This window comes from Sphingobium sp. 22B (assembly GCF_001580035.1).
GTDB classification, from domain to species: domain Bacteria; phylum Pseudomonadota; class Alphaproteobacteria; order Sphingomonadales; family Sphingomonadaceae; genus Sphingobium; species Sphingobium fuliginis.
This window is the reverse complement of sequence record NZ_LTAB01000016.1, coordinates 44,784-62,402: the sequence shown is the minus strand read 5'-3', so window position 1 is coordinate 62,402 and position 17,619 is coordinate 44,784. Positions and strand designations below refer to the sequence as shown.

General features: G+C 65.7%; 20 protein-coding genes. 15 read left to right on the top strand and 5 right to left on the bottom strand.

Features of this window, described 5'->3' with window-relative positions:
- Window positions 1-77 precede the first annotated feature (77 nt).
- The 5 genes from A0J57_RS14965 to A0J57_RS14945 all read left to right on the top strand — a co-directional run bounded on the left by A0J57_RS14965 (window position 78) and on the right by A0J57_RS14945 (window position 2,772).
- Window positions 78-545, top strand: a complete 468-nt coding sequence (locus A0J57_RS14965) for a PTS sugar transporter subunit IIA (protein ID WP_025549619.1) — start codon at window positions 78-80, stop codon at window positions 543-545.
- Complete coding sequence (locus A0J57_RS14960) at window positions 505-1,014, top strand: PaaI family thioesterase (protein ID WP_037482870.1); 510 nt, start codon at window positions 505-507, stop codon at window positions 1,012-1,014. Before A0J57_RS14965 ends, A0J57_RS14960 begins: the two co-directional genes overlap by 41 nt.
- Window positions 1,004-1,354, top strand: a complete 351-nt coding sequence (locus tag A0J57_RS14955) for a DUF1491 family protein (protein ID WP_061934389.1) — start codon at window positions 1,004-1,006, stop codon at window positions 1,352-1,354. The genes A0J57_RS14960 and A0J57_RS14955 overlap by 11 nt, the downstream gene beginning before the upstream one ends.
- A gap of 176 nt (window positions 1,355-1,530) precedes the next feature.
- Window positions 1,531-2,178: a cell wall hydrolase gene (locus A0J57_RS14950; protein ID WP_025549622.1), complete on the top strand. Its 648-nt coding sequence runs from the start codon at window positions 1,531-1,533 to the stop codon at window positions 2,176-2,178.
- 99 nt (window positions 2,179-2,277) lie between these two features.
- Complete coding sequence (locus tag A0J57_RS14945) at window positions 2,278-2,772, top strand: MmcB family DNA repair protein (protein WP_025549623.1); 495 nt, start codon at window positions 2,278-2,280, stop codon at window positions 2,770-2,772.
- A 116-nt stretch (window positions 2,773-2,888) separates the two neighbouring features.
- Here the strand turns inward: A0J57_RS14945 and A0J57_RS14940 are convergent, their stop codons facing one another.
- A complete protein-coding gene (locus A0J57_RS14940; protein ID WP_235600878.1) occupies window positions 2,889-3,512 on the bottom strand; it encodes an ankyrin repeat domain-containing protein in 624 nt (207 codons plus the stop codon).
- A 47-nt stretch (window positions 3,513-3,559) separates the two neighbouring features.
- Here A0J57_RS14940 and A0J57_RS14935 point away from each other — a divergent pair, with 47 nt between their 5' ends.
- The 4 genes from A0J57_RS14935 to A0J57_RS14920 are packed head-to-tail and all read left to right on the top strand — an operon-like array spanning window position 3,560 to window position 5,607.
- Entirely contained in the window at window positions 3,560-4,216 is a 657-nt protein-coding gene (locus tag A0J57_RS14935; RefSeq protein ID WP_173664365.1) for an SCO family protein, read from the top strand.
- Between the two features lie 3 nt (window positions 4,217-4,219).
- On the top strand, window positions 4,220-4,645 hold the full coding sequence (locus tag A0J57_RS14930; RefSeq protein WP_061934385.1) for a YcgN family cysteine cluster protein: 426 nt from the start codon (window positions 4,220-4,222) through the stop codon (window positions 4,643-4,645).
- Window positions 4,626-5,336, top strand: coding sequence for a M48 family metallopeptidase (locus tag A0J57_RS14925; RefSeq protein ID WP_061934383.1), 711 nt, complete (start codon window positions 4,626-4,628; stop codon window positions 5,334-5,336). The genes A0J57_RS14930 and A0J57_RS14925 overlap by 20 nt, the downstream gene beginning before the upstream one ends.
- Window positions 5,337-5,343: 7 nt before the next feature.
- The gene (locus tag A0J57_RS14920; RefSeq protein WP_025549628.1) at window positions 5,344-5,607 is read left to right on the top strand and encodes a hypothetical protein; all 264 of its coding nucleotides are present in this window, start codon (window positions 5,344-5,346) and stop codon (window positions 5,605-5,607) included.
- 48 nt (window positions 5,608-5,655) lie between these two features.
- Here the strand turns inward: A0J57_RS14920 and A0J57_RS14915 are convergent, their stop codons facing one another.
- Window positions 5,656-6,504 carry a rhodanese-related sulfurtransferase gene (locus tag A0J57_RS14915; protein WP_061934381.1) on the bottom strand — a complete coding sequence of 283 codons (849 nt, stop codon included), beginning with the start codon at window positions 6,502-6,504 and terminating at the stop codon, window positions 5,656-5,658.
- 53 nt (window positions 6,505-6,557) lie between these two features.
- Here A0J57_RS14915 and pdeM point away from each other — a divergent pair, with 53 nt between their 5' ends.
- Together pdeM and A0J57_RS14905 are read left to right on the top strand one after the other, a co-directional pair.
- Window positions 6,558-7,217: a ligase-associated DNA damage response endonuclease PdeM gene (pdeM, locus tag A0J57_RS14910; RefSeq protein WP_061934379.1), complete on the top strand. Its 660-nt coding sequence runs from the start codon at window positions 6,558-6,560 to the stop codon at window positions 7,215-7,217.
- A 188-nt stretch (window positions 7,218-7,405) separates the two neighbouring features.
- Window positions 7,406-10,171: a TonB-dependent receptor gene (locus A0J57_RS14905; protein WP_061934377.1), complete on the top strand. Its 2,766-nt coding sequence runs from the start codon at window positions 7,406-7,408 to the stop codon at window positions 10,169-10,171.
- On the opposite strand, the gene A0J57_RS14900 is transcribed toward A0J57_RS14905, so the two are convergent.
- On the bottom strand, window positions 10,149-10,895 hold the full coding sequence (locus A0J57_RS14900; RefSeq protein ID WP_061934375.1) for a YggS family pyridoxal phosphate-dependent enzyme: 747 nt from the start codon (window positions 10,893-10,895) through the stop codon (window positions 10,149-10,151). The two genes, A0J57_RS14905 and A0J57_RS14900, sit on opposite strands and share 23 nt — an antisense overlap.
- Window positions 10,896-10,912: 17 nt before the next feature.
- Between A0J57_RS14900 and A0J57_RS14895 the strand changes: the two genes are divergently transcribed.
- Window positions 10,913-11,476 (top strand): thiamine phosphate synthase, encoded by a 564-nt coding sequence (locus A0J57_RS14895; RefSeq protein WP_061934373.1) that lies wholly within the window; start codon window positions 10,913-10,915, stop codon window positions 11,474-11,476.
- Window positions 11,477-11,598: 122 nt separating this feature from the next.
- Here A0J57_RS14895 and A0J57_RS14890 read toward each other — a convergent pair whose 3' ends face one another.
- Window positions 11,599-13,062, bottom strand: coding sequence for a PLP-dependent aminotransferase family protein (locus tag A0J57_RS14890; RefSeq protein WP_044662856.1), 1,464 nt, complete (start codon window positions 13,060-13,062; stop codon window positions 11,599-11,601).
- 89 nt (window positions 13,063-13,151) lie between these two features.
- Here A0J57_RS14890 and A0J57_RS14885 point away from each other — a divergent pair, with 89 nt between their 5' ends.
- Window positions 13,152-13,754, top strand: coding sequence for a YitT family protein (locus A0J57_RS14885; protein WP_025549635.1), 603 nt, complete (start codon window positions 13,152-13,154; stop codon window positions 13,752-13,754).
- 120 nt (window positions 13,755-13,874) lie between these two features.
- Window positions 13,875-14,381, top strand: coding sequence for a DUF1993 family protein (locus tag A0J57_RS14880; protein ID WP_044660592.1), 507 nt, complete (start codon window positions 13,875-13,877; stop codon window positions 14,379-14,381).
- Between the two features lie 159 nt (window positions 14,382-14,540).
- Here A0J57_RS14880 and A0J57_RS14875 read toward each other — a convergent pair whose 3' ends face one another.
- Complete coding sequence (locus A0J57_RS14875; RefSeq protein WP_061934371.1) at window positions 14,541-15,023, bottom strand: hypothetical protein; 483 nt, start codon at window positions 15,021-15,023, stop codon at window positions 14,541-14,543.
- 86 nt (window positions 15,024-15,109) lie between these two features.
- Between A0J57_RS14875 and gyrB the strand changes: the two genes are divergently transcribed.
- Window positions 15,110-17,617, top strand: coding sequence for a DNA topoisomerase (ATP-hydrolyzing) subunit B (gyrB, locus tag A0J57_RS14870; protein WP_061934369.1), 2,508 nt, complete (start codon window positions 15,110-15,112; stop codon window positions 17,615-17,617).
- The last annotated feature ends 2 nt before the right edge of the window (window positions 17,618-17,619 follow it).

Sequence of the window (17,619 nt, the reverse complement as noted above, 5' to 3'; positions counted from 1 at the left end):
CCTATGGGGCCGGACTTTAAAGATCCGGGCATTGCGTCATTTTTCCGAAGCTGGGCGCGGCTCGGCTGGGATTCGGCATGGTTCATTTCAACGATATCGTCGCACCGGATGCATTGGGCACCGCCCTTTCGGTGAACGGCAAGAAGCAGTTGTTTCAGAAGGTTGCGGCCTTGGCTGCGCAGGCCTACGGCCTGGCTGCCGATCCGGTGGCGGAGGCGCTGCTGGAGCGTGAGAAACTGGGCTCGACCGGCTTTGGCGGCGGAGTCGCGATTCCCCATGCGAAGATTCCCGGCCTTCAGAAAATGTGCGGGGTGGTGGTGCTGCTCGATCCGGCGGTTCCTTTCGACGCTGTGGACGAAGCGCCGGTGGACATCGTCTTCGCGCTGCTCTCTCCGGTGGATTCCGGCGCTGAACATCTGAAGACCCTGGCCCGCGTTTCGCGCTATCTGCGTGACGAGGGGCAGATCGCCCGGCTGCGCGGCGCCAAGTCGACGGCGGCGCTCCATGCCCTGCTCGCCGGTGGCGAGGCGCGTGACGCTGCCTGATCCGGGTTCCGCCGCCAGCGCCTTGCCCAGCGGGGAGCAGGCGCATTTCCGGGCGCTGGAGTCCCTCTACCGTTCCGCACCGATCAACCGGCTGTTCCGGTCGGAACTGACGATTCCGGAAGAAGGCCGGTCGATCATCCATTTCGACGTGGACGAGACGCAGTTCCATGCGGCCGGCGCGGTGCACGGCACGGTCTATTTCAAGATGCTGGACGATGCGGCCTTCTACGCCGCCAACAGCCTGGTAAGCGATCGCTTCCTGCTGACCACCAGCTTCAACCTGTTGTTCACCCGCCCGATCGGGCCGGGCCGGATTCGGGCCGAAGGGCGCTGGATCAGCGGAAAGCGGCGCGTCTATGTGGCGGAGGCCAGCCTGATCGACGCCGACGGCGAGGAGGTGGGGCGCGGCACCGGCACCTTCATGCGGTCGCAATTCCCCCTCTCCTCCCTGCCGGGCTATGCCGGCTGACCCATCCGACGCGCGGCTGACCAGCGCGATGCTGGTCGGTGTCCTGATGCGCCGCTGCGCCGCGGCGGGCGGCTTTGCCACGGTGCTGGTGAAGGGCGATGCCGTCAGCGGCGTGATCCTGCTCCAGGCGCTGGAAAATGGCCGGGAACAGGGACTGTTCGAACGCGTTCCTGATTATGGGGGCGGCTATCGCCTCACCCGCTGCGGCCCGGACCCGGAAAAGGGGGCCGAGGCCATGGCTCAATATCTTGCGCGCCGGCGCGGATCGGACCCCGATCTGTGGGTCATCGAACTCGACATCGCTTATGCGGAACGGTTCGCCGCTGAAACGATCTGTTGATCGTTGACTCATTTTCCTCGCGCGGGCACAGGCCTCCGACGCTTTCAACGCGCAGGTTGCCGGTTTTCGTCCATGGGGGGCGGATGCGGTAAACACGCAGACGGGGGGCGGCCGAACGTCGTGTTTTAGGGGTTTTTTGACGTTCCCGGCCAAGAACCGCACGATTTTGAGCTGTAATGAGTTTTCGTCTGAAGGCTGCGATCTTCGCGGCATTTTCCCTTTCCGCCACAGCGGCGGTTACCGCGGCCGACATGTCGAGCGCTTCCGAGGCGGCTCCGTCGGTCCTTTCCCTTCCGGGAAGCAATGAGCTGAATGCAGCTCCGGCCGGCGCCACGCCCGCCGTCACTTTCGCCGCGCCGCGCGAAGTCGTGCAGCCGCTGGCTCCCCTTTCCGACAGCGCCGATGTGAAGGCCGACAATCTCGCCGCCCTCGTGGACGCGCAGGGCGCGGCCGAGGATGTTTCCGGCGACATGAAGTGCCTGGCCGGCGCCGTCTATTTCGAATCCAAGGGCGAAAGCCTGGAAGGCCAGTTGGCCGTTGCCCGCGTCATCATCAATCGCGCCCGGTCCGGCCGCTTTGCCGACAGCCTGTGCGGCGTCGTCTATCAGCCCGGCCAGTTCAGCTTCGTGCGCGGCAATGGCATGCCGTCGATCCGCCTGGGCAGCGAAAGCTGGCGCGAGGCCGTTGCCATCGCCCAGATCGCGATGGACGATAGCTGGGACAGCAAGGCAGAGGGTGCGCTCTATTTCCACGCCCGTCGGGTTTCGCCCGGCTGGGGCAAGCGCCAACTCGCCGCGATAGACAATCACGTCTTCTATCGCTGACCGTTTCGCGCCGGGCGCGCAGGGGGTGAAGAAGGGCCGGTTCGGGCGATCCTGAATCGGCCCTTTCCTTTTGTTCCCTTCCTGTTCTAAGAACCGGACATGGAATCCGATCTTTCCGACAGTTGTTCGCCCCTCACGGACGGCACGGCTCTGGCCGTGGCGCGGGGCACGCTGCGCCTGTTCTTCCGGCATGACATGAGCGGGATATTGGAAGTGCCGCTGCCCAATGGCCGGCGCGCCGACATCATGGCGCTGGACGGGGCGGGTCGGATCACTATTGTAGAGATCAAGTGCAGCCGCGCCGACCTGTTGGGCGACATGAAATGGCCCGACTATTTCGATTATTGCGACCGCTATTTCTGGGCCGTGCCGTCGGGCTTCGACCTGTCGCTGTTCGAGAGCGAGGCGCTATGGCCGGGACGGACGGGATTGATCGTCGCGGACCAATATGACGCCGAACTGGTGCGCCCCGCACCTATGGAGCCGCTGGCGGCGGCGCGGCGCAAGGCGGAAACGCTGCGCTTCGCTAGGCGGGCGGCCAGGCGGCTGACGGCGCTGGCGGACCCGGATCATGCCGCGGAACTGGGGTGGTAGTCTGATCTGCGTGGAGATCGATGAGGGGACGGATAGTCTCCCGCGACATTCCCCTTAAGCGATACGTGCTCCTGCGCAGGAACACGCATCGTCTGATGTTCGCTTCAGGAAAAAAATCAGAACACCGGCCCCTGCACCGGTCCCTTGGGCGCGGTCTTCGTCTTCGCAGCGCTCAGCGCTTCCACCAGCCCCGGCGTCCTGGCGTCGCGCTCCGCATAGTCCCGCGCCGACATGCCGGCGATCGTGTCGCGCCTGTCGGGATTGGCGCCTTGCGCGACCAGCAGCCGGACCAGCGCCACGTCGCGAAGCTGCACCGCCCGGATCAGCGGCGTCTCGCCGCTGCCATTCGCCTTGTCCACCTGCGAATTATAGGTCAGCAGGCTGCGCACGCCTTCCTCGAACCGGGCCTGCACCGCGTCCATCAGCGGCGTGTTGCCGTTATTGTCGGTCAGGTTCGGGTTCGCGCCCTTGGCGAGCAGGAAGGTCAGCCATGTATTGTCCCGCCGGGCGACGACCAGATGCAGCGCGGTATCGCCCGTCGTCACGTCGCGGCTGTTGATGACGGTCGATCCCGGCTTCTGGATCAGGTCGGTCACCTTCTGCCCGTCGGCGTCCTTGACCGCCTTCAGAAAATTGTAATTGTCGGAAAACTGCGCCTGTGCCGCGACCGGCGACAGCAGCGCCAGGGCCAGAGCGGCGGCACGGCCAAGGCCCATCCAAGCCGGAAAACGTCCTGTCATTATGTCCATAGCCCCGTTGGGATTTGCAAATCGGGCCATAGCAGGGCATGGCTGGCGGCGCCATGAACAAAGCGCTGATTTCGCTCGCCCTGCCGCTGACCGCCCTGCTGGCAGCCTGTAATATGGGGGCCGGGGGCAATGCATCAAGCGGCGATGAAAGCGCCCAGGGGGATCTGCACGGGGCCAGCATCGGCGCGCCCTTCACCCTGACCGATCAGGACGGGAAGAAGGTTCGCTGGGACGATTTCAAGGGCAAGTATCGCCTGGTCTATTTCGGCTACACCTATTGCCCCGATGTCTGCCCGATCGACCTGCAACGCATCATGCAGGGCTTTTCGAAGTTCGAGAAGGATAAACCGGCGCTCGCCGCAAAGGTCCAGCCGATCTTCATCAGCGTCGATCCGGATCGGGACACGCCCGCCGTCCTCAAAACCTATGTCGCGGCCTTCCATCCCCGCCTGATCGGCCTGACCGGCACCCCTGACGAGATCGCCAGGGTGGCGAAGGATTTCGTCGTGCTCTACAATAAGGAAGAGACGAAGGGCGCGAGCGGCTATCTGGTGAGCCACAGCCGCACGCCCTATCTCTTCGGGGGCGACGGCGCGCCGGTCGCGCTGGTGCCGGTGGACGATCCGGGAACGCCGGATGTGGATGAGGGCGATCCCGCCAGGGTGACGGCCTTCCTCGAAAAATGGGTGAAGTGACGGTTGGACTTCTGGGAAAAGCCCCTCAACAGACTGGACCGCGCGGAGTGGGAAGCGCTGTGCGACGGCTGTGGCAAATGCTGTCTGCACAAGGCCGAGGATGAGGATACGGGGCGCATCTACCCCACCAATGTCGCCTGCCGGTTGCTCGACCGGCATAGCGGGCAGTGCACCAACTATAAGGAACGCCGCCGCTTCGTGCCCGATTGCGTGCGGCTGACCCCCGCCAAGGTGAAGACGATAAGCTGGCTGCCGCGCACCTGCGCCTATCGGCTGCGGGGCGAGGGCAAGCCATTGCCGGAATGGCACTATCTGATCTGCGGCGATCGGGAGGCGGTGCACCGGGCAAAGGAATCCGTGCGCGGCTGGACCATTGCGGAAGCCGACGCCGGCGATTGGGAAAACCATCTTGTCGACAGAGAGCTCTGACGCCGAAATCCTGATCGACGGCATCGCCGTTCCGGTGCGGGTCCGCCGGTCGGCGCGGGCCAAGGCCTATCGATTGTCGCTGGACCAAGCGCGGGGGGAGTTGCGGCTGTCGCTGCCGACCCGCGCCAATCTGAAGCGCGCGCTCGGCTGGGCGCAGGAGCATGAGGGCTGGGTCCGGTCGCAAATGGCGCGGCAACCCGCGTTTGTCACGCTGGGCGATGGCGCCGTCTTCCCGCTGGAGGGGCGGGAGGTGCGCATCTGCTGGGTCGAGGGCGCGTCCCGCACGATCCGGCTAGAGGGCGACCGGCTGCTGCTGGGCGGCGCGGCGGAATCAGTCGGGTCGCGGGTGCTGCGCTGGCTCAAGATGCGGGCCAAGGCCGTGCTGGAGACCGAAAGCCATGAAATGGCGCGGGACAATGGGCTGATCGTGGCGTCGGTCGGCATTGGCGATCCGCGCAGCCGTTGGGCGAGCTGCGCCTCCAGCGGGGCGATCCGCTATAGCTGGCGGCTGATCCTCTGCCCGCCGGAGGTGCGCCGGGCGACCGTGGCGCATGAGCTGGCGCATCTGCTGCACATGGATCACAGCCCGGCCTTCCATGCGGCGCACAAGCGGATATTGGGCGAAGACCCCCGGCCTGCGCGGGCCTGGCTGCGCGCCCATGGGACCGCGCTGCACCGCTTCGTCGGGTGACAGGCCCATGGGCAGGAAGAAGCGCTATCTGACGGCGACGATGCCGGACGGCTATGTGAAGACCATCGGGCCCACGGCGGACGCCTTCACCCATTATTGGCGCATCGTCGCGATACTGGAGAATGGCAGGACGGAGGTTTTCTGGGGCCACAGCCGCTCCCTGGCCGAGGCGAAGAGGAAGCGGACGGCGGCGGAAGAAGGCGCGCGGATGCGCGGCTGGAAACGCTATGCGTTCGAGATAGCGGAACTGGTCGAAACGCCGGCCCGGTGAAGCGCAAGCTGCTCCTGCGAAGGCGGGATCACGCTATGCCCTGGTCCTTCAGCCCTGTTTCCTGTGCGGCCAGACGCCCGACCCGTCCGCCGCGCAATCATGCGCGGCGTCCCGCACATGCGGCAAGCCGCAGGCCCGGCAGGTGACATAATCGCCCGCCTTCAGCCCATGGCCCACCGCCACGCGCTCGTCGAACACATAGCAGGCGCCCTGCCAAAGGCTGTCCTTTTCGGGCATTTCCTCCAGATAGCGCAGGATGCCGCCGCGCAGATGATAGACCTCCTCAAAACCGCGGGCCCTGACCAGCGCGGTCGATTTCTCGCATCTTATGCCGCCGGTGCAGAACATGGCGATGCGCGGCGTGCGGCCCTCCTCGCGCAGCTTTTCGGCAAAATCGTCGAACCAGGCCGGGAAATCGCGGAAGGAGCGGGTGCCGGGATCGATCGCCCCTTCGAAGCTGCCCACCGACACTTCATAAGCGTTGCGCGTATCGATCACGACCGTGTCCGGATCGGCTATCAGGGCGTTCCATTCCACCGGATCGAGATGCGTGCCCGCCTGATGCGCCGGGTCGAGATCGCCCGCGCCCAGCGTCACGATCTCCGCCTTCACCTTCACCTTCATCCGGGCGAAGGGCGGACTCTCGCCATGGGCATATTTGACGTCGAGATCGGCGCAGCCCGGATATGCCCGGATATGCGAGACCAGCGCTGCAATCGCCCTCTCGCTCCCCGCGACCGTGCCGTTGATCCCCTCCCCGGCGACGATCAGCGTGCCGCAGGTGCCAAGATCGGCGCAGAGCAGGCGCAAATCGCGGGCAATCGCCTCCGGATCGGCGAAGGTCGCGAAACGGTAAAGCGCGGCAATGGTGAAAGCGGATTCCATGGCAGCGCCCATAGCCGCTTCGCTGCCCTCTTGAAAGCGGCGGGGCAAGGGGGCATAGGCAGGCCATGGTTCCCCTTTCGTTCGCGGGTCATGATTTTCTGGCGTTGGCGGAGGCTGCGCTGTTCTGGCCGGCGCGCTCCGCCCTGCTGGTGGCCGACCTGCATTTCGAAAAGGCAAGCTGGTTCGCCCGATCCGGGCAGTTCCTGCCGCCCCATGACAGCCTGGCGACGCTGGACATGATCGAGATGCTGGTGGAACGGACGGGCGCGCGGGCCGTCTGGTCGCTGGGCGACAGTTTTCACGATGCCGATGGCGCGGCCCGGCTCGATCCGGCGGCGCGGGCAAGACTGGCCGTGTTGACGGACAGGCTCGACTGGGTCTGGATCACCGGCAATCACGATGCCGGCATGGCGCGGACGCCCGGCGGCACGCGTCGCACGGACATGCAGGTGGACGGCATCTGGCTGCGGCATGAGGCGGACCCTGCCGACCCCCGGCCGGAAATATCAGGGCATTTCCACCCCAAGCTCCGCCTGTCCGTGCGCGGACGCCATGTGTCGCGGCGCTGCTTCGTCGGATCGCGGACCAAATTGATTCTGCCTGCCCTTGGCGCCCTGACGGGCGGCCTCGATGCCGGTCATGGCGAGATTCGCCGGGTGATGGGATCGGGTGCGGCCGCCCTGGTGCCGGTCGCCGGCCGGCTGCTGCGTTTTCCCATTGCTTAGGCGGACGTAACGGAAACCGGAATTTAAGCTGTCTCCTTTAGGTGACAGTGCATGAGAATCCGGTCACCATGGGGGATCAAAGCCTCTGAAAAGCAGGCATATCTTGCCTTCATCCTGCTGTGGCAGCATAGTTCGACAATAATTCGACGCGACGCAAAGCCGCGCGGATAAGGAGAGGGAGCATCATCATGAAGAAGAGCCTTTGGCTGATTTCTGTCGGTGCCGTTGCATTGGGCAGCAGCGTTCCGGTCGCATGGGCGCAGGACGGCGGAACCGCGGTCGATCCGGAAAGCGTCAACATCATCGTCACCGCCACCCGGCGCGCCAGCCCGCTGTCGGACGTGCCGATCGCCGTGTCCGCCGTGACGGCGCAGGCGATGCAGAATAGCGGCGCGACGGATATTCGCGCGCTCAACCAGCTCGCCCCTTCGCTGCTGCTGTCCTCCACGGGGACAGAGGCCAATGCCTCTGCCCGCATCCGCGGTATCGGCACGGTGGGCGACAATCCGGGGCTGGAAAGCTCGGTCGCGGTGTTCATCGACGGCGTCTATCGCTCGCGCACCGGCGCCGGCCTCAACGAACTGGGTGAGATCGAGCGGGTCGAGGTGCTGCGCGGTCCCCAGGGCACGCTGTTCGGGCGCAACGCCTCCGCCGGCCTCATCAACATCATCAGCAAGGCGCCGGAGTTCAAGCTCGCGGGCAAGGCGGAGATCACTTACGGCAATTATGATTATTGGCGCCTTGCCGGCCGCATCACCGGGCCGATCAGCGATCAGCTGGCGCTGAGCCTGGATGGCGTCTGGTCCAGGCGCGACGGCTTCTACGATCTGGTGAACGCCAGCGGCGCCAAGGTCGGGGAAACCAATGACCGCGACCGCTATTTCCTGCGCGGGCAGGCGTTGTTCGAGCCGAACGACGCGCTCTCCATCCGCCTCATCGGGGATTATACCCATCGCGACGAAAGCTGCTGCGGCGCCGCCTATATGGAGACGCGGGAACGCCGTCCGGTCGCCGGCGGGGGCTACAGCACGGCGCCCTTCAACCGGATCGCCGCCATTCTGGCGGGACAGGGCAGCGTCTTTGCCGCCGATCCCTATGACCGCGACCTCACCATCACGGCGGGCCGGAATTATGTGAGCAAGCTCAAGGATTGGGGCGTTTCAGGCGAGGTCAATTATGATCTGGGCGGCGCCAAGCTGACCAGCATAACCGCCTATCGCGATTACAAGAGCCAGGACTATGGCGATTACGACTATAGCGGGGCCGACCTGCTCTACCGCGATCCCAACACCTATCGCCAGTTCAGGACCTTCACCCAGGAACTCAGGGCGCAGGGATCGGCCTTCAACGATGTGCTCGACTGGCTGGTCGGCGGCTATTATGCGCATGAGAAGCTGACGCTGGAGGATAATATCGTCTTCGGCGCGGACTATGGCCGCTTTGCCGCCTGCCGCCTGATGGCGGGGGCAGGCGTCAACAGCAATTTGACGGCGGCGCAGCTTGCCGCTTGCGGCAGCGGGCTTGCGACGCAGGCGCTGATCGCCGGCACGCAGGCGCAGCTCAACGGCGGTCTCGTCCTTGCCGGCGTTCCAGCCTTGCAGGCCGGGGCGATTTCGACCGGCCTGGGCAATGGTCTCCGCGCGCTGGCGGCGATCCCGTCGGGCACCGGCGACATTGCCTCGCTCTACCATCAGAAGAGCGAGAATTGGGCGTTGTTCACCCATAATATCATCCATATCGCAAAGCAGCTCGATCTGACGCTGGGTCTTCGCTACACCCATGAGAGCAAACGTTTCTCGGCGGACCTCAACAATAACAACGCCACCTGCGCGGCCTTGCAGGCCTCCAGCCTGCCCGCCATCGCGACCAATGCGCAGCTCGGCAGCGCGGCGGCCCTGGCGGGCGGCATCCTGACCCTGGGCTGTCTCGGCAACGGATCGACCGGGCTGAACGCGCTCGACCTCAATGACAGGATCAGCGATGGGGAGTTTTCCGGCACCGCCGTCCTGTCATGGAAGCCGATCGACGAACTGCTGGTCTATGGCAGCTATTCGAAGGGCTATAAGGCGGGCGGCTACAATCTCGACCGCTTCCAGCTCGGATCGACGGGCCTGAACGCGGTGCCGGCCGTGTTCGCGCCGCGCACCAATGCCGACGTCACCAGCCTGCGCTTCGCCGCTGAAAAGGTCGATGCGTTCGAAGTGGGCCTGAAATATACCCAGCCCAAATGGAGCGCGAACATCGCCGCCTTCCGGCAGGAGTTCAAGAATTTCCAGTTGAACACCTTCAACGGCACCAGCTTCGTCGTCCAGAACATCAATGGCTGCGACGGCGCGCTGACGGCGGCGCGGACCTGCGCAGGCGGCGATGTGGGACCCGGCCTGATCAGCCAGGGCGTGGAACTGGAACTGTCGGCAACCCCGGTGCGGAACGTGCGCGTCGCGGGGGGCTTCACCTATGCCCGCGCCAAATTCGCCAACCGCCTGGTCGGCAGCGGCGACGGAACGGTGCCGCTCGATCCGGCGCTGTTCCTGCTGCCGGGTTCGATCAACTCCCAGGCGCCGGAAGTCGTGACAACGGTCAGCGCGTCGTGGACGCCTTCGCTCGGCTCCAACGGCCTGTCGGCGCTTTTCTATATCGACGGGCGCATGAGCAGCGACTTCAACACCGGTTCGGACCTGTTCCCCGAAAAGCGGCAGGACGGCTATGCGGTGTTCAATGCCCGTGTCGGCATTCGCGGGCCGCAGCAGCGTTGGGCGGTTGAATTCTGGGGCCAGAACATCTTCAACCAGGACTATAGCCAGGTCGCCTTCAGCAGCCCGCTACAGTCGAGCAGCCCGTCCACTTCGACCACCGGCCAGTTCGCCCTGGGCGCACCGATGGCGAACCAGTTGATCTCCGCCTATCTGGGCGATCCCCGCACCTACGGCGTCACCCTTCGCGGGAGTTTCTGATCATGCCCCTGCCGCTCCCCGGTGCCGGGCGAGCGGCAGGGCGCTCCCCGAACAGGGCCGTGCCGACGCGGATGTGCGTAGCGCCCAGCATGATCGCGGTTTCATAATCCCCCGACATGCCCATGGAGAGCTGTTCCATCCCCTCCTCCCGCGCCATCTTGGCGAGCAGCGCGAAGAAGGGCGCGGGTTCGATGTCGGCCGGCGGCACGCACATCAGGCCCAGCAGCGGAATATCCGCGTCCCGGGCCGATCGGATCAACGCGGGCACGTCGGCAATCGGACAACCGCCCTTTTGCGCTTCCGCACCGATATTGACCTGCACGAAGCAGGGCACCCGCCTGTCCGCCGCGTCCATGGCCTTGGCCAGCGCCGTCAGCATCGACGGCCGGTCGAGCGAATGGATGACATCGAACAGGGCGACCGCGTCGGCCGCCTTGTTCGACTGGAGCTGACCGACGAGGTGCAGTTGAAGGCCCTCATGCTCCTCCCGCAGGGCAGGCCACTTGCTTTCCGCTTCCTGCACGCGATTTTCCCCGAAGACCCCCTGGCCTGCCGCGATCAACGGGCGGATGGCGTCCGCCGCCTGCGTCTTCGACACGGCGATCAGGGTGATGTCGTCGGCGGTGCGGCCGGTAAGGCGGGCGGCGCGGCCCATGGTGTTGCGTATCTCGGCCAATCGGTTCGCGGCCAGCCGGTCTGCGGCTTCGATGCTGTCGGTCGTCATGGCGGCTGCTATAGGCGATGGCCATGCAACGCCGCCACCGCAAAAAATTGCCGACGATCTGGTTGATGACCGACGAACGCATCGGGGAGCCTGCCCTGCTGGCTGCTGTCGCCCGTCTGCCCAAGGGGAAGGCGGGAGTCATATTCCGGCACTATCGCACGGCCGCGGCGGAGCGGCACGCCCTGTTCGATCGGATCGCCCGGATTGCCCGAAGGCGGCGGCTGGTGCTGATGCTGGGCGGCACGGCGGCGCAGGCGCAGGCCTGGCGTGCCGATGGCTGGCACGGACGTGACCGGCGGCGGGCAGGAAAGGCGCTGCTCCACAGCAGGCCGGTGCATGATGGGCGGGAGATGGCGGAAGCCGTGCGCTGGGGGGCAAATATCGTCCTGCTCTCGCCACTCTTCCCGACGCGCTCGCATCCCGGTTCACCCCTATTGGGGCGAGCGGGCTTCGCCGCCCTGGCCCGGCTTGCCCCGATGCCGGTAATCGCCCTGGGCGGGGTGAACGCGGCGCATCGGCATATGCTGAAGGCAATCGGCGCTTCCGGCTGGGCCGCCATCGACGGCCTGTCGGGCCGGTGACGGCGGTAAGGGCGGGCCATCCAAAGGCCGCACCTTATTCTCGCGAGCCGCTTGTCTCCTGCGGATTCCTCCGCAGGAGCATGCCGCGCCGATGGCAGTTCATGACCGATATCCGCCAGCGCTCAGATCAACCGATCCGCCTCCAATGCCGCCGCCAGGGAATCGCGGCCGCGCGGCATGCGGGCGTGAAGCCGCGCATCGGCTTCCGCCAACCGCTCGACGCCAGCGGTCAGTTGCTCCTCCGATAAGGTGAAGGGCAGGCGGAGGAAGCGCTCGAATGCCCCGCTCACGCCGAAGCGCGGCCCAGGCGCGACACGCACGCCATGACTCTCGGCAATGGCGGCCAGCGCCGTCGCCTCGCCGCGCGGCAGTTCCGCCCAGAGCGACAGGCCGCCGGCAGGGGATTCGGCACGCCAGTGCGGCAGGTGTCGTTCGATCAGCCCCAGCAGATGATCGCGACGCCCCCGCAGGATCGCCGCCCGCGGGCCAAGCCCTTCGTCGCTATCGATCAGATGCGCGACGGCAAGCTGCTCCACTACCGGGCTCGCCATGTCCATCGTCGTGCGCAGCCGTCCCAGCGCCGCGACGGTCTGCGGATCGGCGCGAATCCAGCCGACGCGTAGCCCACCCCAGAAGATCTTGCTGGCCGAACCCAGGGTGATGACCTGCCGCCCGGAAGGATCATGCACCGCGACCGGCGGCGGCGGCATATTGTCTAGTCCCATCGCCGCCATGGTCTCGTCGATGATCAGCGGCATATGGCTGCGCGTCGCTGCGGCCACCAGCGCGCGGCGGGTGCCCGGGTCCATGCTGCGCCCCGTCGGATTGTGGAAATCCGCGATGATATAGGCGAAGCGCGGACTGGTCTGGCGGAAGGCCGCTTCCATCGCGTCGATGTCCCATCCCTGCGCGGGCAGGCCGACAGGCACCGGCACGACATGGGCGCGCTGCAAGGCCTGGATCGCATTGTGATAGGTGGGATGGTCGATCACCGCCCGGTCGCCCGGTCCCGCCAGCCAGTGCAGCAACAGCGAAAATCCCTGCTGCGCGCCGTTGGTGACGATGATCTGGTCCGGACTGGTGGGACATCCCCGCCGCTCATAATAGGCGGCGATCGCCCGGCGCAGCGGCGGCAGGCCCAAAGGATCGTACCCCAGCTCGCCCAGAAAGGCGGGCAGGGCCTCCACCGCGACCTGATAGGCGCGGCCCACGCCCGGCGCGGCCGGCAATGCGGCATGGGTCCAGTTCAGGATATTGCCGCCGTCGATCATGTCGATTTCCGGCAGGGCCTGTTCCATCCGGCCGGGCGGCAGGCGGGTGACGCTGCCCGATCCCTGCCGGCTTTCCAGAAAGCCTTCGTCGCGCAGCCGGTCGAAGGCGGCGGCGATGGTCGTGCGGCTGAGGCCCAGCGCGGCGGCCAGTTCCCGTTCCCCGGGCAGGCGGACGTTCAGGCCGACGCGCCCATCCAGCACCAGCATCCGCAGCGCCTGCGCCAATTGGCGATAGGCGGGCTCCGCGCTGTCTTCGGCGCGCCAGGCGCCCAGCAGGCGAAGCAGGGAAGGCGGCCGCAACAGGGAAGTGGACATGACCATAGGTTCCAATCCGGAAAGGGAGGAGGCCACTTACCCAATAATGGCCATTTTGTAAAAGGCCATTTCGGGTGATTTCAACCGCCATGATGATGCACCGCCGCCTTTTCCAGCTTTTCTGGGGCCTTGGCCTTTACGGCTTCTCCATGGCCCTGATGCTGCGCGCCGATCTGGGGCTCGATCCTTGGGACGTGCTGCATCAGGGATTGGCGCCGCGCCTGGGTCTGAGTTTCGGCATGACGGTCAATCTGGTCGGGGCGATCGTGCTGTTGCTCTGGTGGCCGCTGCGTCAGCGGCCCGGTATCGGCACGGTCTGCAACATTGCGGTGATCGGCACGGCGGTGGACCTCAGCCTGATGATCCTGCCCACGCCGGAGGGTTATGCCATGCGCTTCGCCTGGTTGGCGGCGGGGATCGTCCTCAACGGCATTGCGGGCGGCGCCTATATCGGCGCGGGATTGGGCCCGGGCCCGCGCGACGGGTTGATGACGGGCTTCTGCCGCCGGACCGGATTGCCGGTCAAATGGGTCCGCACCGGTATCGAGATCGGCGTGCTGGCGGTCGGCTGGCTGCTGGGCGGCACGGTGGGCCTCGGCACCCTGCTCTATGCGGCGACGATCGGCTGGATCGTGCACCATGCCTTGCCCTTCTTCACCATTGTCCCGCGCGAACGCCCCGCGCTTGGCTGATCCGGTTGCCCCCTGACCGGCCGGCATGGAGTCCGCCGGCCGGTCCTTTTATTTCGCGCGGGTATCGACTGTAGCGATCCACGCCATATCTAGGCGCCTCACGATCATGAGGAGAGCCTGGTGGCGACCGACCTGTACGACCTGACCGTTCCCGTCTTCATCCGCGGGCTGCGCAACCTTTCCGCCATTCTGGAGAAGGGCGCCGCCCATGCGGAAGAAAGGGGCATCGATCCACTGACGCTGACGCAGGCGCGCCTGATCGGGGACATGGCTCCGCTCACCGGACAGGTGCAATATGCCAGCGACAGCGCCAAGGGGGCGGTGACACGCATCGGTGGGCTCGATCCGGTTGCCATGCCCGATACGGAGCAGAGCTTTGCCGACCTGCAAGAACGGATCGGCAAGACCATCGCCTTCCTGGAATCCGTGCCTCGCGAGCGGATCGACGGGCGGGAGGATGCGGAAGTGATCCTCAAGGGCCCTCGCGGCGAATTCCGCTTTACCGGACGCAGCCATGCGCTGGGCTTTGCGCTGCCCAATTTCTATTTCCATGTTTCGACCGCCTATGCCCTGCTGCGGCAGGCGGGGGTGCCGCTGAGCAAGATCGATTATCTGGGTGGGATTTAGCGGCCGGGTGGCGATGGCCGTCATAAGGCATTCCCCTCCCGCCTGCGGGAGGGGTTAGGGGCGGGCGCAACCAGCCTCCAGCTTTGCCGTCAGCAAAACCACCGCCGATGTCGCGCCCGCCCGCTCCCGCCTGCGGAGGGACAAGGGCGGCGCACCCCCCTACCCCGCGATCAACCGGATGGCGGCGCTCGACACCCAGCCGCTGGGGCAGGGGCCGCCATAGGGCTGCTTGCGATCCACCGGTCCGGACACGCCGCAATCCACCGGGGCCGCGGCATTGTCGGCAGGAGGATCGGGGACCAGAACGACGCCCAGCCATTTCTGGTCGAGGCTGCGGGTGCAGACCCATGCGCGGCTGCCCTCCGCCATGCGGGCGACTTCTCCGGCGTCCGAAAAGGGCGCGGCCCGGACCGCCGCTCCTCCGGCGCCTACGCGCACCGCCTGGCCCATGGCGCCGCAGGCGTCGAGGCGCGGACCGTCCTCCCCAATGGTCACCGGGCGGACGAGGCGCGATTCCAGGCGGGTTTCCGGCACCTCCTCTCGCGGTGCGCCGGCAAGCGAACTGTTGGGCAGTTCCTCCAGCACGTCGCTGCTCTTGGAGCAGGCGGCAAGCATCAGGACCAGGGTCAGGATCATGCGCATAGCCGCCTGATAGACCCTGCCCGGCGCGGGCGATAGCCGCCATGTTTCGCTTTAGTTTGCTGGCCCTTTTCCCTATATGCTCGGATATGAGCGAGGAAAGTCAGAACAACCCCAACAGCAATGCCTATGGCGCCGACAGCATCAAGGTCCTGAAAGGGCTGGATGCCGTGCGGAAGCGGCCCGGCATGTATATCGGCGACACCGACGACGGTTCCGGCCTGCACCATATGGTGTTCGAGGTCAGCGACAATGCCATAGACGAGGCGCTGGCCGGCCATTGCGACCGCATCCTGATCACGCTCAATCCCGACGGATCGGTCAGCGTGGAGGATAATGGCCGCGGCATCCCCACCGACATCCACAAGGAAGAGGGCGTCTCAGCGGCCGAGGTCATCATGACCCAGCTCCACGCGGGCGGCAAGTTCGAGAACACGTCGGACGACAACGCCTATAAGGTGTCGGGCGGCCTGCACGGCGTGGGGGTCAGCGTGGTGAACGCGCTCAGCGAATATCTCGACCTCAACATCTGGCGCGACGGCAAGGAGCATTATATGCGCTTTGCCTATGGCGACGCCGTGGCGCCGCTCAAGGTGATCGGGGACGCGCCTGCGGGCAAGAAAGGGACGAAGGTCACTTTCCTCCCCTCGACCGAAAAAGTGCCCGGCGACGGCGGCACGTTCAAGAACCACACCGAATTCGATTTCGAGAAGCTGGAGCATCGCTATCGCGAACTCGCCTTCCTCAATTCCGGCGTGCGGCTGTTCCTGATCGATGCGCGGCATGAGGAGAAGAAGGAGATCGAGCTGTTCTACGAGGGCGGCATCGCGGCCTTCGTGAAGTGGCTGGACCGCAACAAGCAGCCGCTGATGCCCGATCCGATCGCGATTTCGGGCAGCCGCGACGATGTCACCATCGACGTCGCGCTGGAATGGAACGACAGCTATTATGAAAATGTCCTCTGTTTCACGAACAACATCCCGCAGCGTGACGGCGGCACCCACCTTGCCGCCTTCCGCGCTGCGCTGACCCGGACGCTCAACAATTATGCCGACAAGTCCGGCCTGCTGAAGAAGGAGAAGGTCTCGCTGACCGGCGAGGATATGCGCGAAGGCCTGACCGCCATCGTGTCGGTCAAGCTGCCCGATCCCAAATTCTCCTCGCAGACCAAGGACAAGCTGGTCAGTTCCGAAGTGCGTCAGCCGCTGGAAAGCCTGATGGCCGACAAGATGGCGGAATGGCTGGAGGAAAATCCCCAGCATGGCCGCATGATCGTGCAGAAGGTGATCGACGCCGCCGCCGCCCGCGAAGCCGCGAAGAAGGCGCGCGAACTCACCCGGCGCAAGGGGGTGATGGACATCGCCTCGCTGCCCGGCAAGCTGGCCGACTGTCAGGAACGCGATCCCGCCAAATCCGAACTCTTCCTGGTCGAGGGTGACTCGGCCGGCGGTTCGGCCAAGCAGGGGCGCAACCGGCATAATCAGGCGATCCTGCCGCTGAAGGGCAAGATTTTGAACGTCGAGCGCGCCCGTTTCGACCGGATGCTCTCGTCCAAGGAAGTCGGCACGCTGATCCAGGCGATGGGCACCGGCATCCGCGACGATTTCAACCTGGAAAAGCTGCGCTACCACAAGATCGTCATCATGACCGACGCCGACGTCGACGGCGCGCATATCCGCACGCTGCTGCTGACCTTCTTCTACCGCCAGATGCCGCAGATCATCGAGGCGGGGCATCTCTTTATCGCCCAGCCGCCGCTCTACAAGGCGACGCGCGGCCGGTCGGAGGTGTACCTCAAGAACGAAGCCGCGCTGGAGCAGTATCTGGTCGACAATGGCGTCGAATCCATGGCGCTGGAAACGACCGGCGGCATGCGGTCTGGCGAAGACCTGCGCCACCTGATCGAACATGGCCGGCGGATGCGCGCGGTGATGCGCTATGTGCCGCGCCGCTACAATCCCGCGATCATCGAAGCGCTGGCGATCAACGGCGCGCTCGATCCGGAACTCAGCCATGACGCGCAGGCCGAACGGTTGACGAACACCGTCCGCTGGATGGATGCGCAGGACGAAGAGGGCAGGTGGACCGGCCGGATCGCGGAGGAGGGCGGCTTCCATTTCGAGCGGCTGTGGCGCGGCGTCACCGACCATCACATGATCGAGGCGGGCTTCATCGGGTCGGCCGAAGCGCGCAAGCTGCACGCCATCGCAACCGAGGAGGCGGACAGCTATCGCACCGCCAGCCGTCTGGTCACGGCCAAGGCGGCCGCCGCCGCCGAGGAGGCGGGGGATGACGATCTGCCGGTCGCGACCAAGGGTTCGACGGCGGTCACGCGGCCCAGCGAATTGCTGGAGGCGATCCTCGCTGCCGGGCGCAAGGGGCTGGCGATCCAGCGGTACAAGGGCCTTGGCGAGATGAATGCGGAACAGCTTTGGGAAACCACGCTGGACCCCGATAATCGCTCCATGCTGCGGGTGGAGGTCGAGCAGGCGGACGTCGCCGACGAGATTTTCACGCGGCTGATGGGCGATGTGGTCGAACCGCGGCGCGAGTTCATCCAGGACAATGCGCTGAACGTCGCCAATCTGGACGTCTGATC

What these genes read in the sequence shown, in the direction of transcription:
- A0J57_RS14965 (WP_025549619.1), top strand. Translation starts at nt 78, where the DNA reads ATGGTTCATTTCAACGATATCGTCGCACCGGATGCATTGGGCACCGCC.
- A0J57_RS14960 (WP_037482870.1), top strand. Translation starts at nt 505, where the DNA reads ATGCCCTGCTCGCCGGTGGCGAGGCGCGTGACGCTGCCTGATCCGGGT.
- A0J57_RS14955 (WP_061934389.1), top strand. Translation starts at nt 1,004, where the DNA reads ATGCCGGCTGACCCATCCGACGCGCGGCTGACCAGCGCGATGCTGGTC.
- A0J57_RS14950 (WP_025549622.1), top strand. Translation starts at nt 1,531, where the DNA reads ATGAGTTTTCGTCTGAAGGCTGCGATCTTCGCGGCATTTTCCCTTTCC.
- A0J57_RS14945 (WP_025549623.1), top strand. Translation starts at nt 2,278, where the DNA reads ATGGAATCCGATCTTTCCGACAGTTGTTCGCCCCTCACGGACGGCACG.
- A0J57_RS14940 (WP_235600878.1), bottom strand. Translation starts at nt 3,512, where the DNA reads ATGACAGGACGTTTTCCGGCTTGGATGGGCCTTGGCCGTGCCGCCGCT.
- A0J57_RS14935 (WP_173664365.1), top strand. Translation starts at nt 3,560, where the DNA reads ATGGCTGGCGGCGCCATGAACAAAGCGCTGATTTCGCTCGCCCTGCCG.
- A0J57_RS14920 (WP_025549628.1), top strand. Translation starts at nt 5,344, where the DNA reads ATGGGCAGGAAGAAGCGCTATCTGACGGCGACGATGCCGGACGGCTAT.
- A0J57_RS14915 (WP_061934381.1), bottom strand. Translation starts at nt 6,504, where the DNA reads ATGGGCGCTGCCATGGAATCCGCTTTCACCATTGCCGCGCTTTACCGT.
- pdeM (WP_061934379.1), top strand. Translation starts at nt 6,558, where the DNA reads ATGGTTCCCCTTTCGTTCGCGGGTCATGATTTTCTGGCGTTGGCGGAG.
- A0J57_RS14905 (WP_061934377.1), top strand. Translation starts at nt 7,406, where the DNA reads ATGAAGAAGAGCCTTTGGCTGATTTCTGTCGGTGCCGTTGCATTGGGC.
- A0J57_RS14900 (WP_061934375.1), bottom strand. Translation starts at nt 10,895, where the DNA reads ATGACGACCGACAGCATCGAAGCCGCAGACCGGCTGGCCGCGAACCGA.
- A0J57_RS14895 (WP_061934373.1), top strand. Translation starts at nt 10,913, where the DNA reads ATGGCCATGCAACGCCGCCACCGCAAAAAATTGCCGACGATCTGGTTG.
- A0J57_RS14890 (WP_044662856.1), bottom strand. Translation starts at nt 13,062, where the DNA reads ATGTCCACTTCCCTGTTGCGGCCGCCTTCCCTGCTTCGCCTGCTGGGC.
- A0J57_RS14885 (WP_025549635.1), top strand. Translation starts at nt 13,152, where the DNA reads ATGATGATGCACCGCCGCCTTTTCCAGCTTTTCTGGGGCCTTGGCCTT.
- A0J57_RS14875 (WP_061934371.1), bottom strand. Translation starts at nt 15,023, where the DNA reads ATGCGCATGATCCTGACCCTGGTCCTGATGCTTGCCGCCTGCTCCAAG.
- gyrB (WP_061934369.1), top strand. Translation starts at nt 15,110, where the DNA reads ATGAGCGAGGAAAGTCAGAACAACCCCAACAGCAATGCCTATGGCGCC.